Source organism: Streptomyces sp. NPDC093568 (assembly GCF_044764945.1).
GTDB lineage: Bacteria > Actinomycetota > Actinomycetes > Streptomycetales > Streptomycetaceae > Streptomyces.
In genome coordinates this window covers 655,815-670,567 of the sequence record NZ_JBIWJD010000004.1, presented here as the reverse complement: position 1 = coordinate 670,567, position 14,753 = coordinate 655,815, and the positions used below count along the sequence as shown (strand labels likewise).

The 14,753-nt window shown below is 65.9% G+C and carries 14 protein-coding genes; 2 read left to right on the top strand and 12 right to left on the bottom strand.

Going from position 1 to position 14,753, the window contains the following annotated elements; genetic code table 11:
* Nucleotides 1-2: 2 nt before the first annotated feature.
* From ACIRD7_RS20415 to ACIRD7_RS20405, 3 genes are all read right to left on the bottom strand, one after another.
* Complete coding sequence (locus ACIRD7_RS20415) at nt 3-416, bottom strand: hypothetical protein (RefSeq protein ID WP_403454994.1); 414 nt, start codon at nt 414-416, stop codon at nt 3-5.
* Nucleotides 417-723: 307 nt separating this feature from the next.
* The gene (locus ACIRD7_RS20410; protein WP_403454992.1) at nt 724-1,851 is read right to left on the bottom strand and encodes a PE-PGRS family protein; all 1,128 of its coding nucleotides are present in this window, start codon (nt 1,849-1,851) and stop codon (nt 724-726) included.
* Between the two features lie 51 nt (nt 1,852-1,902).
* A complete protein-coding gene (locus ACIRD7_RS20405) occupies nt 1,903-2,229 on the bottom strand; it encodes a WXG100 family type VII secretion target (RefSeq protein WP_403454989.1) in 327 nt (108 codons plus the stop codon).
* 126 nt (nt 2,230-2,355) lie between these two features.
* On the opposite strand from ACIRD7_RS20405, the gene ACIRD7_RS20400 reads away from it, so the two are divergent.
* Nucleotides 2,356-2,937, top strand: a complete 582-nt coding sequence (locus ACIRD7_RS20400; RefSeq protein WP_403454988.1) for a hypothetical protein — start codon at nt 2,356-2,358, stop codon at nt 2,935-2,937.
* 36 nt (nt 2,938-2,973) lie between these two features.
* On the top strand, nt 2,974-3,558 hold the full coding sequence (locus tag ACIRD7_RS20395) for a hypothetical protein (RefSeq protein ID WP_403454986.1): 585 nt from the start codon (nt 2,974-2,976) through the stop codon (nt 3,556-3,558).
* A gap of 121 nt (nt 3,559-3,679) precedes the next feature.
* Here the strand turns inward: ACIRD7_RS20395 and ACIRD7_RS20390 are convergent, their stop codons facing one another.
* The 9 genes from ACIRD7_RS20390 to mycP (ACIRD7_RS20350) form a co-directional block, all read right to left on the bottom strand.
* Nucleotides 3,680-4,828 carry a S8 family peptidase gene (locus ACIRD7_RS20390; protein WP_403454985.1) on the bottom strand — a complete coding sequence of 383 codons (1,149 nt, stop codon included), beginning with the start codon at nt 4,826-4,828 and terminating at the stop codon, nt 3,680-3,682.
* Between the two features lie 62 nt (nt 4,829-4,890).
* Nucleotides 4,891-5,655 (bottom strand): hypothetical protein, encoded by a 765-nt coding sequence (locus ACIRD7_RS20385; protein ID WP_403454982.1) that lies wholly within the window; start codon nt 5,653-5,655, stop codon nt 4,891-4,893.
* Nucleotides 5,656-6,467: 812 nt separating this feature from the next.
* Nucleotides 6,468-7,781, bottom strand: a complete 1,314-nt coding sequence (locus ACIRD7_RS20380) for a hypothetical protein (RefSeq protein ID WP_403454980.1) — start codon at nt 7,779-7,781, stop codon at nt 6,468-6,470.
* A gap of 29 nt (nt 7,782-7,810) precedes the next feature.
* Nucleotides 7,811-8,980 carry a WXG100 family type VII secretion target gene (locus ACIRD7_RS20375; RefSeq protein WP_403454977.1) on the bottom strand — a complete coding sequence of 390 codons (1,170 nt, stop codon included), beginning with the start codon at nt 8,978-8,980 and terminating at the stop codon, nt 7,811-7,813.
* Nucleotides 8,977-9,312, bottom strand: coding sequence for a hypothetical protein (locus tag ACIRD7_RS20370; RefSeq protein ID WP_403454974.1), 336 nt, complete (start codon nt 9,310-9,312; stop codon nt 8,977-8,979). The genes ACIRD7_RS20375 and ACIRD7_RS20370 overlap by 4 nt, the downstream gene beginning before the upstream one ends.
* A 481-nt stretch (nt 9,313-9,793) precedes the next feature.
* Nucleotides 9,794-11,146, bottom strand: coding sequence for a type VII secretion-associated serine protease mycosin (gene mycP, locus ACIRD7_RS20365; RefSeq protein ID WP_403454971.1), 1,353 nt, complete (start codon nt 11,144-11,146; stop codon nt 9,794-9,796).
* Between the two features lie 89 nt (nt 11,147-11,235).
* A complete protein-coding gene (locus tag ACIRD7_RS20360; RefSeq protein ID WP_403454969.1) occupies nt 11,236-12,801 on the bottom strand; it encodes a hypothetical protein in 1,566 nt (521 codons plus the stop codon).
* Nucleotides 12,802-12,837: 36 nt separating this feature from the next.
* Complete coding sequence (locus ACIRD7_RS20355) at nt 12,838-13,194, bottom strand: hypothetical protein (RefSeq protein ID WP_403454966.1); 357 nt, start codon at nt 13,192-13,194, stop codon at nt 12,838-12,840.
* A gap of 73 nt (nt 13,195-13,267) precedes the next feature.
* Nucleotides 13,268-14,626: a type VII secretion-associated serine protease mycosin gene (mycP, locus tag ACIRD7_RS20350; RefSeq protein WP_403454963.1), complete on the bottom strand. Its 1,359-nt coding sequence runs from the start codon at nt 14,624-14,626 to the stop codon at nt 13,268-13,270.
* Nucleotides 14,627-14,753: the final 127 nt, after the last annotated feature.

Sequence of the window (14,753 nt, the reverse complement as noted above, 5' to 3'; positions counted from 1 at the left end):
CCTCAGTACAAGGACCAGCCACGCCCGTCGTGACGCGACTTCCCGCCGGACCCGTTCTCGGAATCCGCGCGCCGCTCCTCATCGAGCCGCCGCCGCTCCTCCTCGAGCCGGCGCTCACCCTCCGCCGCGAGCGCCTCGCGCTCGCTGTCGGACATGGCGGCCCATTTCTCGGCGAGCGGCGCGGACTGTACGACGGCCTCCTCGGCGTAGGCCGACACATTGGCCGCCTCACGCAGCCCCATACGGCCGGAGAGGACCTCCTGGGCCATCTCCTTCAGCGCCGGACCACCCAGCCCCGAGGCGAGATGCTCAAGGGACTGCTTCAGGATCTTGGCCTGGGCCGCGTCCTGCTGGGTCATCTCCAGAAACTCGGAGTCGTCCACACGTTTGTCGGAATTGTTCGCGGCGCTGTCCACGGGATTACCTCATCCGGAGGTTCGGCGGTCTCAACCGGCGCGAACCTACCAACGCATCTGCGAACGCTCAACACGTGTCCTGTGCGGGTATCGCGCACACGGTGCCAACTCGACAACGGCCACGACCTGTTGACCTTTTCGCAGGTGTTTTCTCCCACCTGCCCGCAATCCCCGATCTGATCCTGCACGTACCTATTCCTAAGGAATCCGCCGTGAACGACCAGGAAGGGCTGGCTCGGCGAACCGGGCCTTGGACTGCTGACGCTCCGCGCCGAAGGTGAGGGGAGGAGGTGGAGGGAGTGACAGGTCACCCGAATTCATTACGGGCCCAGTCGTCGGCGCCCGCGGAGGTGCCGGACGGAGCGGACGTACGCGCGGCGGCGGGGGTGGTGGCTGTGGCGCGGCCGGACGTCTGCGCGGCGTTCGCCGAACCGCTCGTACCGGAACCCGTCGGAGAGGCGGCATCCGCGCTCCCGGCCGATGCAGCATCCGCACCCCCGTCGGACCCACGCGCGCCACCACCGCCACCACCATGCCCGGCGATCGCGTCGACCCCCTGCTGCGCGCGATCCCCGACGGCGCCCGTGGCCGTCTCCTTCGCGTGGTCCAGGTATGTATTCGGATCCGCGTAGCCGGCGAGTGTCGAACCCTCTCCCCCGGTGACCTCGTTCTTGAGGCCGTCCACATATTCACCGGCCGCGGTCTTGGCCAGGTCCGCCGTCTCGCCGAGGTCGATGCCGGACCGTGCGTCGAAGTACGCCTCGATGCTCTGCTGGCCGACGTTCTGCGCCATGCCGACGGCGGTCTCGCGGGCCTTGTCCTTGGCGGCGTCGACGACCTTCTCCTGGACGAACTGCTTGACCTGGTCCTTGACCACCTTCTTGGCGAGCTCCTTCAGAGCGTCCATGGTGGCGTGCTCCATGGCCTTGGTGATCGCCTCCATGACCTCCTTCTTGAGCCGGTCCAGCAGCTCCCGGACGATCAGGCGGGTGGCCTGGGTCGCGCCGAGGGCGCCGAGCTCGGACAGTCCGAAGGTGAAGGGCGCGGCGGCCTGCGCCGCGATGATCTCGATGGCCAGGGCGATGAGCTGGGCGATCACGGACAGCTTCGCGGTGAGGACGGCGATCGCGGCCGCGTCGAAGGCGAAGGCGATCACTTCGCACGCGGTCTTCGCGTCCGGCAGGTAACTGTCCTCGCCGTTCGCGCCGGTGTAGGCGCCCCAGTCCTTGCTGAAGCCCTCGATGGCCTCACCGAAGTTGCTTGCGACGACGGTTCGGGCGAAGCCCTCGCCCTGCGACTGGAACTTCTCCAGTTGCTCGCCGAAGCCCCGCCAGGTCTCGGCGACCTGGTGCAGCGCTTCTTCGTCGGCCTCGGGCCAGCTGTAGCCGAGGAGGTCGAGCACCCAGACAAGCTCGCCGGGCAGTGTGAGCGACATGCCAATATCCCCGAAGATCCCCGAATAATCCCTGAATATCCCTGCGTTCGCTTAGAGTTGCCCGGCGATTCCGCTCAGAAGGCCACTGTTCGACGCGTCCGAGGCGTCGTAGTCGCGTGCATTGTCCTGCAGGTTCTGCCCGATCTGCTGAAGCCGTTCGGCAAGACTGTCCATGGACGTGAAGATCCCGTCGCGAATCGGCGTGTAAATCTCCCCGAAGACCTCGCCGAAATCCGCGTCGGCCCACGGCTCCCCGTGCCCCTCGAGGTCACCCTGCAGCTTCTTCGAAGCTCGGGCGAAATCACCCCCGAGGTCGGCGAACATCCGCCCCTGCCGCCGCAGCACATCCGTGTCCACATCAAAGATGCCGAACGACATAGCTCTCCCCCGAACTCCCTTTACGGCCCGTCATATTGAACGACAGGCCGATAGCTTAGACTCCTCGCGCACGACCGGGAAAACCCATTGGTCAAGAGACCGTCAAGTTATTCAAGGGACCATCAAGTGGCGACAGCACAGCCGCGTTACGCCAGTACAGGAAGCCTGTGGCTGGGAAGACTCATCGGACTGGGCCTGCTGCTCACGGCCGCGACCATCGCCACGGTGACCATCCCAGAACTGCGCAGCGAACTGTCCGGTGACGGATCCGAGGGAACCCTCACAATCTCTTCATGTGAAACACACACGAAGACCCATTACGGCACCCACCGCCGCTCCACCGAACTGCGCTTCAGCTGCGCCGGAAACTGGACCGCGCAAAAGGGCGACACCACTTACCGAGACGTAACGGTGAACACTTCATCGCGTTTCGATTCCGGGGCGAAAATCCCCGTAGTACAAGTGGACGACACCTTCGAACTGCCGCAGGACCGGGACCCCGGCGACGACGCCGCGATTCTCGCTCTGTGCCTGTCATTGCTGGCGGCCGGCGTCTACTGCCTCCTCACCGGCTTCGGCTCCCGCAACGGCCCCGGTTTCGCGACCTCCTGGAACTCCCTCCCGGCCACGACCATCACCGGCCCCACCATCGGCGGCCTCTTCACCCTGGGCGTCCTGGCGGCACTCGTCAGCGCCTTCGCCCTGTGACACCCGTATCCACCCCCTGAGGAGCCCGACCGCCCCATGACACAAGTACACGGAACCCCCGCCCCCGACACCACCCCACCGGGCCAGAACGCAGGCCTCGGCCGCCTCATCGGCGCGGGCCTGATCCTCGTAGGCGTGGTTCTGGTGGCCCTGGGTGCCTACCTCGGCCCCTACACCTACGCGTCCTCCACCCCCGGCAAGCTCACCGTCGACACCTGCACGGTCGACTACAAGTACCGCTCCACCACGTCGAGCAGCTCACGCAAGAAGACCAAGACCAAGTGGTGCTACGGCACCTTCACCGCCACCGACGGCTCCGTGAAGGACCTCAACGCCGAGCTGAAGAGCGACACGCTGCACCAGCGGGGCGAGGTACTGGAGGCCCTCAAGACCGGCGACACGACCTACCAGCAGGACCACGGCTGGCTCGGCGCGATCGCGGTGGGCTGCATCTGGTGGTTCGGCTCCCTGTTCCCGCTGACGATCGGCTACTTCGGCACGGCCACGGGCTTCTCCTCCACCCAGGCACCGGGCCGGCGCCTGCTCCGCACTTGCGTCACCTTGGTCGCGGTGGGCGGGATCGGCCTCATCGTGAGCCTGCTGGTGGCGTTCATCGCGTGACCGGCTGTCCTGGCATCCCTCTGAAGGGGAGCCGGGCCTGCCGTATACCAAGTCAACGAAGGCTCCCGTTGCCAGGACGTGCTGCGTGGCGACGGGAGCCTTCGTCGTACGGCGGAGTGGCTCAGCTGGGGACGAACCCCTGCGGCTGCATCACGCCGGGCTCCCGCACGACCGACTTGCGTCGGCCCGACACCGCCAGCAGCACACCTCCGGCCAGGGCCGCCAGGCCGATACCGGCAGCGACCAGTCCGGTCATCCACAGCCCCTGGTCCATCTCGGGGTGGGTGGTCTTGGAGACGCTGTCATCCGGCGTCGCCAAGTGCTCCTTGCCCTTGTATGCCGCCGGAGCCGTCTCGTCCTCGGGCGGTGAGGCGGCGGACCGTACGGCGGCGGCCGCGTCGATGAGCCCGTAGCCGAGCACCGCGCTGCCTCCGCCGGCGGGGCGATGGGTGGTGGCGATCAGGACGTCGTTCACCTGGGCCGGGGTCAGCTTCGTGTTCTCGGCCTTCATGAGCGCCACGACACCGGCGGCCAGCGCACAGGCCGGGGAGGTGCCGTTGACCGGCTTGTGGCCACCGGTGTTGGTCGCGCTGACGATGTCGACGCCTGGCGCGGCCACGTCGTTGTAGGTGTGCACGGTGGAGAAGTCGGCACGCCCACCGTTCTGCTGGGTCGCGGCGACCGCGATCACGCCGGCGTAACCAGCCGGGTACGAGGCTCCGTTGAGCACGTCGCCCGCGTTGCCGGCCGAGGCGAGCACCGTCACGCCCTCGCGCGCGGCGTAGGCCAGGGCGGCGGCCTCCTCCTCGTCGTAGGAGGAGAACAGGTCGTCGCTGCCGAGCGACATGGAGATCACGTCGGCACCGTGCTGAACCGCGTACTCGACGCCCTGGACGATCGGGTTCTCGCCCCCATTCCGGAAGATATCCTCCAACTCCTCCTGGCTGCGCTCCTCTTCGTGCTTGTCGTCGATGACGCGCACGGAAAGAATCTTGGCCTTCGGAGCCACCTTGAGCACGTCGGAAGCCATGGCGGTCCCGTGCTGCCCCCACTCCGGGTCGCCGGCCTTCAGCCCGTCCTGACGATAGTCGGGCCCGGTGGTGACCTTGCCCTTGAGGTCGGGGTGGTCCGCGTACACCCCGCTGTCGAGGACCGCGACCGTCACACCCTCGCCCTGGCTCTGCTGCTGTGCCGCGGACAGACCGAGCGCCGCGCCCTCCCAGCCGACCGGCGTGGCCGCCTGCGCCGGCGCGCCGGCCAGCGTGCACAACAGACCGGTGAGAGCGGCGGCAGTGCAAGTCGCTCGTATGGTCCGGAACTTCACTGCGGGGATCACCTCTCCAGGTTCCCGAGATGGGTGTGGAAGATGTCGCTGAATGCGTTCGCAGCGTCCATCCAGGCCTTCCTGTCCTCGTCGTTCGCACCGTAACTGCCGAACTCGCCGGGCAGATCGCCCGAAGTGCGGCCGTCCACCGCACCGGCCGTGACGGCTATGGCGTAGGGGAACCCGTCGGCGCCCAGGGCGGTCCCGCCCATCCCGTTGCGCCGGTCGCCCTTCCACTTCGCGGCGAGCGTGTCCGGCACCGCGAACGGCACCACCGCGGCGTCCGGGACGTCCGCGTGCTCCTGGTCGTCGAAGTACTCGCCCATCGCCACGCTGTCGGATCCCTCGGACAGCACGATGACCGCGACAGTGGCGACCATCTCACCGGTGAGATCGACGTACGTGGCACGCAGTACGGCCTTGCACCCGAGCTGCTGCGCGGTCTCCAGGGTCTTGCCGCTGAGGCCCTTCTCGCAGGAGGTCTCCTGGGAGATGCCCATCCGGGCCCACTGCGCGATTTCCTTGTCCGACGCGTCGTACTTGTAGCTGGGCGGTTCGCCGACGGTCTCCGGGAAGAGCCGGTCGGTGGTCTCGTTGCGCCACAGCACCGGACCGTAAGCCGAGTTCGGAATCGACTGCTGACTGTTGCTGTACGCGTGCGCCGCGAGGGCTCCACCGCCGAGCATGCCGAGCACGCCGAACACCGTGAGCAGACTGCCTATGACCCTTCGGGCAGTGCCGCCACCGGAGGGTGGTACTTGTGCCCCGGGCATGGGGCTCCCTGGGACAGGGCCCCCGGGCTGGGCGTACGCACCGTACTGAGGCTGTCCCGGATAGGCCGGAGGTGGCCCCGGAGGTGCCGTCGGCATGGACGGCGGCACAGGGCCTGACCCCTGCCATTGCGGTTGCCAACCACTCTGTGGGGGCGGTTGCCCATACGGATTTCCGCCTCCGGGAGGCGAGGAGTAAGACATCGGTTCCCTCTCACAGGTCATTCTGCGAGGGAGCACACCGGGTGGTGCGGTCTCACTGGAGGAGACCGCATCTCAACTGACCCGCAACCCAGGTAGCAGCAGGGCTCAACTCAAGCCACTCGCGCACCTTCTGGCGCCCCCGCGAATCACACGACAGCTTATGACCTTCGCAGTCGCAAGGCATAACCGGCCCCATGGAGGTCGCACAACGATCTCAATCGGCTTGCCGTCGCGGACGAGCGGGAGCGTTGAGTGCCCTGCGAGACGCAGGGTTCACTGACCCGGATGCTGGCCCGGATGCGGGGGTTGTTGGGTGTAGGGGTTCGGATACTGGGGCGCCTGCCCAGGAGGAGCGACGTACCCCTGAGGGGGAGTTGGCGGGTACGGCTGCTGAACAGGCGGGTAGACCGGCTGCTGGGGCGGATAGCCCATCGCTTGTGGCGGGGTTCCGGGAGCACCCCCCGGGCCGGAACTGGGGCGGCGGTTGCGTGTCATGGCGAACACCACGACGCCGGCGATCACGGCTCCTACGACTGCGATGAGGACGATGGCGCCCACTATGAAGAGTCCCTTCTTGTCTCTAGGTACCTTGGCGTGAGAGCAGGTAGCTCTCAGGCACCACGGCTCGCACCAGTGCTGAGATCGCGGTCGGGCTCGAGACCTTCCAGGTACCGCTTCACCAGACGTGCGGCCCGCCTGCGCCCCGTCAGAACCGCGAGAACGGAGACGATGGCGAGAGCGACCGCTGCCACGTCGCTGACACCAAATGTGATCACGGCCAAGGGCACGGTTGCGACCAAGAACGCCTTCAGGAGCGTGGAGTTGGCGTTGGCCGCCACGCCGGAAGCGAGACGAAGGGCTCGTGGCTCACCCACGGCCGGCAGTTGACGGTCCGCCGGGACAAGTGCGCTTTCCGGGAGACGGACAGAAGCGTCCGGCGACTCAAGCCACCCCGAGAGGTAACGCTGTCCGTCCAGAATCACCACGGCATAGCCGACGGAATCCGCGTACGGGAGCTGCCGAGTCGGCCGTCGCCAATAGACGTGGCCACGAACGCCCACGAGCGCCTGGGCCAAGTGCACGGGGTCGACGATGTCGTCCAGATACAAATACAGCTCGCCGAACTCCGTGCTCGTCATGCGAATGCGAGGCTTCAGGTGCTTCGTGGCAGTCGCGGACGCCGGCCGCTCGTCGATTGCCACGCCCACGCCTGTGACAGCGACGGGGAGTTCGTGGAGTGTGCCCTGCTGTCGCGAACGGTGAAGGCCGGCCACGGGATCGGATCGCCAGCGGCCGAATAGGTTCACGAACCAGCAGAACGCCAACCACCCGAGGGCCAGGAAGACCGTCCACAGATCTGCCCGCCCACCGACCTTCTCCTCAAGCGACTGCCTGTCTCCAACAAAAGCTCCCAGAGTGGGTGACGAAGGAGCGAAGAGTACCCAGACGTCTTCGCCCGCGCTCGGCTTGTTGTTCGAGGACAGCTCCACTTCAGTGATCCGCGGCCCCTGGTCGAAAGGAACAGACACCAGCACTGTGGAGGTGTAGTGGCCGGTGCGCTGGCTCCTCACGTACTTCGAGGACAGGACCTTCTCGATCTCAGTCGCACGCATGGCGGAACCCGCATCAACGATCTCCCAGGCCGCAGGCGTTGGAGACAGTGCTGCGTACGCCACGAAAAACGCGGGCGCCACCCAGGACCAGACGGCGAATCCGACCCAGCCGTTACGCTGCTCGACCCACCAGTATCTTCCCCCTGTGTCCCGACCGTCGGATGGGTTGCGACGCAGGAAAAGGACTCCCACGCTTGCAGCAATCCCGGCCGCCACAAGGCAAGCCAGGAGACCCCACCTTGGAGGCCTAACGGCGGGCTGTATCAGTACGACGGCGACCGCGGCAGCCATACTCAGGCCCAGCAGAGCCATGCAGCGGGCCAGGGTGCTGGACCTTGTCATCATCCGAAATCTTCCTCGAGACTGCGCTGCTTGCGGCCGAATGCCGTCTTCGGTGCGTCCGCGCCGTTGTCCTTGGTCGTGCCTTCTTGGTCGTCGCCCCCGGCGAGTTCTCCGCCTGCGCCTGCCAGCCCGGCACCCACGCCACCAGCGGGTACTTCAATGGCGAAGTCGGGATTGGCGCCACGGCTTCCATATCGCGACGCATCCCAGCCCTCCGCGACGGGGATGTTGTCCCTGTAGTGTCCGGCGCCCCCGACGGTTGCTCCGCCAAGCGCCCCACCTACCGCGTTGATCAGGGCATTCTTACCCCATTCAGGGTCTTCATTCGTCGTGAGGGCCGTATGGCCGTCCACAGCAAGGCCGCCGGCCACGTTACCCACGACCCCGCCGGCGACGTTCTCGGTGATGCTCTTGGCGAGAGCACTCGGCGGTGTGGCCATGCCATCCATGATCTTGGCGGCCTTGCCCGCCGCCGCGGCGCCGGCAGGGGTGCCGACGGCCGCGGCAAGCCCTCCCTGCCAAGTCGCTTCCCACACCTTGGCACCGTCGATGTCCTGCCCGGACAGCCCCGCGCCGATCAGCGTGCCACCAGTGTTTCCAGCCCAGTTGACGAAGAAGCCGGCAACCAGCTTGGTCGCCTTGCCAGCTTGCTGGTACGCACGGATCGCGGCCGCGATGCGCCGAAGCAACGTACCCAGGCGGGCCGAGATACGGACCGCCTGAGCGGCGAGTCGCGTGACGTTCGCGGCGGCAGCACCACCCGCGACACCGAAGCTCACAAAGGACAACGCGACGCCGACACCGATCGACACGCCGATTTCAGCATAGATCGCGTGAATCTCGTCGTTGACGGTCTCGATCTCATGGGCCACTTCATCAAGCTGCTTGGCGATGTCGTCATACTCTTCGACCCCGTCTTCGACAGCGGCCTTGAACTCGCGCCAATGCTTCCGGAAGGCTTCCGCCGCCTCCCCACGCCACGTGTGACCGACGGTGTCCTCGACATTTCTGTCAAGGGCTTTGAGCAGGCCGTCCGGACCGGCGACCTCCGCCTTCAGCTGCCGCCAGGCCTTGGCGGCTTGCCTCAACTCGTCCGGTCGGCCACCGGGGTTGACGATCTCGAGCCCTAGCTCTACAAGCTCTTCAGCACCCGATTCGTTCCCGCTCACTGGTCTCCCCCGGCACCCTTAGCGAAGAGCACCGCAACATCCTCATCGGTCACTTCGGTGTTCTTGTTGATCTTCCTCAGCGCGTCGGCGATGGCGTCCAAGTGTTCGTGGACGGCCTTCATGGCGGCGGCTGCGGTAGTTGAGTACTCGATGTAGGCGTTTCTGACCTCGTCTGATTCCGTAAGAAGTCCGAAGCCGTCGGAGATCGCCTCTTCGCCGGTCTCGTCCTGGAACTTCTTGAGGTAAGCGCGTAGGTCGTATGCCTGGAGCTCGAACTTCTTACCGAGGCTTCTACCTACGCCGTCCGCGTAGTACGGCGCGTCGTCGGCCACTTTCTTCCCCCAAATCCTTGGTGGCTCACCAACACCGATGGGCGCGTGCCACCTCACTGCGGCAGCGGTCTGATCGAACCCACTGCAATTTCGCCGATCCTGAGCGGGCAGCGTTTGCCATCCGGCAGTTGACCGCGGTTGTTGCTTAGTTCTGGTTCACTGCAAAATCGCCAATACGACAAGGCATAGCAGCAAAGTCACTGCGTGAATGCCGGCACCCGACCTCTTCAAAGCGCGGTTGCCCCGGCGATATCCCAGCAACATGACCACGAGACCCGCGTGCGTGCCAATCAGGTCCAAGACCGTGAGCCACAGGAAGTTCCCAGACATGATCGATATCAGGAAGAGCGCTCAGGGGCCGGCGACCGCAATGCCGAGTAACATCGTGGTTTTCAACGGATCCAGTTCGGCCGCCCCCAGGAAAAAGGCGCATCCACCTGAGAATAGCCTGATGCGCCGCTGCCCTGGAGGAAATACCCAACTACTCACCCTGGTGCGGGGGCTGTTGCGCGTACGGGTTGGGGTGCTGCGGCGACTGCCCGGGAGGGGCGGGGTACCCCTGGTTGGGAGCTGTGTTCGGGTACTGCTGGTAGCCCGTCGGGGCCTGGGGCGGGTAGCCCGTGCCCTGGGGAGGGGTCCCACCGCCGTTGCCGGGGCCGCCGCTACCGCCGTTGCGGCGGCTGCGGAGTACCGCGAAGAGGATGCCGATCACGACCACGGCGCCTGCGATGCCGGCGATGAGAAGGATGCTGCCCGAGGAGGACTTCTTCTTTTTCTTGGCGGCCTGGCTTGTGCTGTCCTTGCCGTCAGAGGCGGCACCGGAGTTCGTGGACGTGGACGGCGACGCTTGGGCGAGAGGGCCCTGCTTGGGGCCCTTGGGGATGTCCATCGTCAATGCGGCGTACGGACGGATGATGCCGTAGCCGTACTCGTCGTCAGGTGTCTTCTTGACGTCGTGGTCGAGCATCGTGGCTGATTTGATCAGGCGATTGATGACCTGGCCGGCGGTGAGGGCGGGATACTTCGCACGAACGAGGGCAGCGGTAGCTGAAACGTAGGCAGTCGCGTCCGATGTGCCATCGGCTTCTGCATATTCGTTGGCTCGGCTCGGATCCGCCCGAACGATTTTTACACCGGGGGCAACTAGTGTCACCCCTTCACCGAAATTGGAGTTAGGCCAAAATTCCAGAGCTTCATCAACCGCGCCTACCGCTACCACGCCTGGAAGCTTCGCTGGATACGCCAGACCCGCAGCTCCATCATTTCCAGTACCGGCTACAACGACGACGTCATGCTGTTGGGCGTACGCGATTGCTTCAGCACCCTCAGAACCGGGGGAAGCCAGAGAATCAGTAAAAGACAGGTTGATCACGTCTGCACCCTGATCAACCGCGTATCGGATTCCCTTTGCCCACTGATCATCGTCGTAATCGTCGGCAATGGATGCCTTGATTGGCAGGATCTTAGCCTTCGGCGCCAAGCCCATCACACCCGAGGTGTTGCTCGCCCCATGTCCGTGACCAGCGATGAGACTTGCCATGCCGGTGCCATGCCCGTCGGTGTCATTCTGAGGATCGCCAATTTTGGTGACATCCTGGCCCTTCAACACCTGCCCAGTCAGATCGGGATGGCTACCGTCCACTCCGCTGTCTACCACGGCAACTGTCACACCCTGGCCCTGCGACTCCGTCCAAACCTTCTTGAAGTCGATAACGTCAATTACCCACTGCTTGTCGCGGATGTAATCCGCGGAGGCAGTGGGTGCTGAGGTGAGGAGCAAGGCTCCCGTCAAAGCCATGACCCCTGCCGTTGACGAGACTCGTTTGAAACCCAATTCCCTGCTCCTCAGTCAGCTACGGCTGGGTGCGCCAGCCCTCATAGCACTGGCAGACGACAACTTGCCGCCCTGCCCGCTTACGTGCCTTACTCGATGGTCCGCGGAACGTTCCGGTTACGGTCCTCTTCCGAAATCCAGGTCTCTTCGTCCTCGACCAGGTAGTCGGGACGGTCGCCCCTGCTGTTTTCGTCTTCGGACCGTCGGCCACCGCGGCCGCCCATGGCTCCAGCTCCGCCTGCCATAGCGCCGCGCTGTGTTCCCCCGCGGCTGCCGTGCAGGCCTGCACCCCCACCAGCGCCCTTGCCAGAGACACCCTTGGCTGCGCCCACGACGCCGCCACGAGACTTCGCGAGGGCTCCACGACCACCTGCGCTGGAGCCGCCTCGGCCAGCCGCGCCGGCTCCGGCGCCACCGCCCATGCCGCCCATGCCGGCTCGGCCTCCTGCGCCGCGGCCTGCTGCCGCACCGCCACCAGCCAGACCGCCACGAACGCCTGCGGCTCCGACGCCACCGCGTGCGGCAGCGCCGCGTCCAAGACCGGACACTCCGCCAGGAGCAACGGCACCCGGGCCCTGAGTTCCTCCGATGCCGAGACCACCGCTACCACCATTGACGCCGGCAGAGCCCGTGCTCGGGCCCGTCCCCGTCAGGCCTGGAGAGATGCTGTCCACGTTTGTCCTCGTGGTCGGGAGCTGGGCGCCTCCCTTGATTCCTGCATCTCGAGGCACCCCAGGAGCCGGCTTGATACTCGCAGTAGAGCCCGCGCTCCACGGCTTGTTGGCCGCACGCCCTGCACTCGGTCCCCCAGCCGAAGCGCTCGGTACGGAGATCGGAGGAGGCATCGACACATCGGTGTTCGGTGGCGCGATGCCCTTATCGTGGTCGACGCCGCCACCGCTTTGAAGGTTCTTCCCATAAACCCTGTAGTTGGCCGCCAGCTGCTCCATCACAGCCATGGCCTGCAGGCGACGCTCCATCCCCAGCGACAGGTTCTTCTCGTTCGCCTCGGCCACGGTGCCGGCGCTGACGCCCGCAGCCAGGTCCTTGTGCGCCTGGGAGTCATCGCGGTTGGAGTTGTCATTCATTTTGTCGCCCGCGCTCTCCAGCTTGGACGGTTCGTGAATGTCTGCCATCTTGGCCTTGGCGGCGTCGAGGTCCTTGCTGATCGCAAAGAGTTGTTCCGCCGTGAAGTTGGCGTGTGCCGACCCGTTTCGAATCTGGACCGCGATGTTGTCCGCCCTGCGCTTGAAGGCTTGGGCCGCTTCGCCTTCCCAGTGCTCGAGGACGGCATCGACAGCGCTCTGCAACATGCCTGCGACGCTGTCCTTCGCGGAAACCTGGTCCACGCCGCCGGAGGCGCCGTCACCGTCGCCACCCGACAGGATGTTGTGAACCATTTTCCAGTGGGACCCAACCTCCGCAATCTTTCCGGGCTGGGACTCCATGATCATCTTGCGCAAGCCGTTGACCGAGTACTTAACGAACGGAGTGTCCCCGTTCTCGGTCGCACGGTTGAAAGGCACATTGTTGCGCCCGACCTTGTCGGACTCAATGAGGCGGTCATGATTGCTCTTCTGATCCGCCTGCCTTTGCTTTTCCTGGTTTGCCGCGTACTCCTGGCTTGCCCTGTAGTCCCCTGCTGCATCGGCCACGATGCACTCCCCTCGTCAGTGCTTTCCGGAACCCAACTAGTCCGTCTGAGCCAGTCGGCCCTTGGTAGATCCGCCCGAGTCGCCCCCGACGCTCGTCTTGATCTCGGCCTCCTCGTTGTTGTACCGGTCCCGGACCTTCGAGGTTTTCGTGCTGAAGTCGTCGATCAACTCGTGGAGCGTCTTGATGATGCCCTCGATCTTGGTCTTCATTTCGGTCTGAGCCCCGTGGAGATTCTTGGCCTCCTGGAACACAACCTCTCCAGAGGTCTGACCGAAGGCATGCTCCGGAATCGTCGTGTCGTACTTCGACGTGGTGCCGGCCTTGTCCATGTCGTCCAGCAGTCTCCAGAGCTTCCGGATGACCTCATCCAGCTCGCTCAGATCGACCCGCATCCCGTTACTCATACCCCGTTGTCCTCTCCCCTGTTACTCAAGTCGTCAGCACCCACTCGGTGCCCACACTCACTCATCGCCCAGTCCCGCTGGCGGGCCGACCAGCCCGACCGGGCTCCCTAACCCGCCGACTCCGCCAATCCCGCACAGCCACCCCGCTCCCCGCAACCACAAGAACAAGCGCAAGCCCCGTACCCAGTACGTAAACCGCGACCCGACGCTCCCGCTCCGCCTCGCTCTCGCCCATCGTCACGGCCATGGGTACGACCCCGTCGGCCCCAGCCGCGACAGGCGGATCCGGCGTCGGCGTCGTACCCGGTGTCGAGTCGTCCGACAACGCGGCGACCGGGTCGACCACGCCCCAGCCGATGTAGCGGTTGGGGCCACGCCCCGGCCGCTGGGCCGTTTCCTCGATGCGGGTGGCGATCTGGGCCGCCGTCCAGTCCTTGTGCTTCTCCTTCAGGAGAGCCGCGACGCCAGCGACGTACGGCGCCGCGAAGCTCGTGCCGTCGGCCGTGCACTGGCCGTCCTGCGGGACCGTCGAGACCATGCCGACGCCCGGCGCCGCCACGTCCACGAAGTCGCCCGACTGTGAGAAGAAGGCTCGTTCGTCGTTGCGGTCGGAGGCGGCCACGGCCAGGACGCCTGGGTACGAGGCCGGGTACGTGTTCGCGGACTTGCCGTCCGCTCCGTCGTTGCCGGCGGCGGCGATGATGAGCGCGCCCGATGCCACGGCGGCCGCTACGGCAGCCCGCAAGGGGCCGTTGTCTTTCCTGTTCGCGGTGTCCGACGAGATGTTGATGATCTTGGCGCCGGCGGCCACGGCCGCCTCGATCGCCTTGGTCATCGTTCCCGAGTTGCCCTGCTTCTCCTCTCCACCCGTGTAGCGGTAGGAGAGGATCGTGGCGTCAGGAGCGATGCCCACGAACCCCGTGCCCTTCAACGGGCGAGCCGCGATGATGCCGGCCACCCGGGTCCCGTGGCCCTCGATGTCACGTGCGAAGGGGCCGTCGACGAAGGTCTTGCCGCCCGCCACCGCGCTGCTCAGCTGCTTGTTGGAGGCGTCGACCCCGGTGTCGATCACGGCCACCTTGACGCCCTTGCCCGTCGCCTGGGCCCACAGCTGGTCCAGGAGGATCCGCTGGAGTGACCACGGCGTGGACTTGATGACGTCGCCGCCGAAGACGCACTCCGTGCTGTCCGCCAGGCCGAAGTCCGGGCTGTCGTCGGAGCCGGGTGCGCCCGCGTCGGTCAGGCGGGTGGGTGTCGGGGTCAGCGGCGCGGGTGGCGCCGCGGCAAGGCAGACCCCGGTCACCGCGAGCACGCCGAGAACCCGCTGCAGTGCGCGGGTTCCACTGTTGCGGCCGGTGCGGCTGCGCGAACGGGCTGTCCGGGACTTCACGTTCAGGCCCTTCACGTCCAGGCCCCTCATGTTCAGGCCCCCAGGGTTTCCTTGCTTCCTTCGAAGCTGAGTCATGTAGATGTCACGCGTGTGGCGGTGGGTGTGAATGTTTGCGGGATTTGCTGTGTGCACTCCCGCGGAGTTCGTGTACGGCCCC